The organism is Actinophytocola sp. NPDC049390 (assembly GCF_044466355.1).
Taxonomy (GTDB): domain Bacteria; phylum Actinomycetota; class Actinomycetes; order Mycobacteriales; family Pseudonocardiaceae; genus Actinophytocola.
In genome coordinates, this window is record NZ_JBITMQ010000049.1 from 1 (window position 1) to 1,667 (window position 1,667).

At 66.2% G+C, this 1,667-nt stretch carries 1 protein-coding gene; it reads right to left on the bottom strand.

What is annotated here, in order from left to right; translation table 11 throughout:
• A partial coding sequence (gene ctaD, locus ACIBVP_RS45715) for a cytochrome c oxidase subunit I (RefSeq protein ID WP_396112826.1) occupies positions 1 to 1,667 on the bottom strand: 1,667 nt, incomplete at both ends.

The following is a 1,667-nucleotide window of genomic DNA, read 5'->3' on the forward strand; positions in this document are numbered from 1 at the left end:
GCCTCGCCCAGCTTCTCCGAGGGCGCGGGCGGCTGCTCGTCGGTGTGCCCACCCCACGGCCCGACGTACTTGTGCGCCCGCACCTCCTCGACCATGTGCGGGTAGTGCAGGTCGAACGCCGGACGTTCCGAGCGGATCTTCGGCAGCTCGGTGAAGTTGTGCCGCGGCGGCGGCGACGACGTGGCCCACTCGAGGGAGTTGCCGTACCCCCACGGGTCGTCCACCGTGGCCGGGTCGCCGTAGCGGTAGCTGCGGAAGACGTTCCACACGAACGGGAGCACGGACGCGCCGAGGATGAACGAGCCGATCGTGGAGATCGTGTTCAGCGCGGTGAACCCGTCCGTGGCGAGGTAGTCGGCGTACCGGCGCGGCATGCCCTCGTCACCCAGCCAGTGCTGCACCAGGAACGTGCCGTGGAAGCCCAGGAACGTGGTCCAGAAGTGGAGCTTGCCGAGCGGTTCGTTGAGGTACCTGCCGGTGATCTTCGGGAACCAGAAGTAGATACCCGCGTAGGTGGCGAACACGATCGTGCCGAACAGGACGTAGTGGAAGTGCGCGACCACGAAGTAGGTGTCGGTGACGTGGAAGTCGATCGGCGGGGACGCCAGCAGCACGCCGGTGAGCCCACCGAGGAGGAACGTGACCAGGAAACCGATCGAGAACAGCATCGGCGTCTCGAAGGTGAGCTGGCCCTTCCACATCGTGCCGACCCAGTTGAAGAACTTGATGCCGGTCGGGATGGCGATCAGGAACGTCGCCATCGAGAAGAACGGCAGCAGCACCGCACCGGTCGCGAACATGTGGTGCGCCCACACCACCATGGACAGCCCGGCGATCGCGAGCGTCGCGTACACCATGCCGCGGTAACCGAACAGCGGCTTGCGGCTGAACACCGGGATGACCTCGGTGATGATCCCGAAGAACGGCAGCGCCACGATGTACACCTCGGGGTGCCCGAAGAACCAGAACAGGTGCTGCCACATGATCGCGCCGCCGTTGGCCGGGTCGAACACGTGTGCGCCGATGACCCGGTCGGCGAGCAGGCCCATCAGCGCGGCGGTCAGGATCGGGAACGCGAGGAGGATCAGGATCGTGGTGATCAGGATGTTCCAGGTGAAGATGGGCATCCGGAACATCGTCATGCCCGGCGCCCGCAGGCAGACCACGGTGGTCAGCATGTTCACCCCGCCGAGGATCGTGCCGAGACCGGACAGCACGAGACCCACGATCCACAGGTTCCCGCCGACGCCGGGACTGCGCGTGACGTCCGACAACGGGGCGTAGCCGGTCCACCCGAAGTCGGCCGCGCCCGCCGGGGTCAGGAACGAGCTGATGACGATGAGCCCGCCGAGGAGGAACAGCCAGTACGACAGTGCGTTCAGGCGGGGGAACGCCACGTCGGGCGACCCGATCTGCAGCGGCAGGACGAAGTTCGCGAAGCCGAACAGGATCGGGGTCGCGTACAGCAGCAGCATGATCGTGCCGTGCATGGTGAACAGCTGGTTGTACTGCTCGGGCGACAGGAACTGCAGGCCCGGGAAGCCCAGCTCGGCGCGCATCAGCAGCGCCATCACGCCGCCGGTCATGAAGAACACGAACGAGGTGACGAGGTAGAGGACGCCGATCAGCTTGGGGTCGGTGGTCCGGAAGATCCCGAGGAGCGCAGC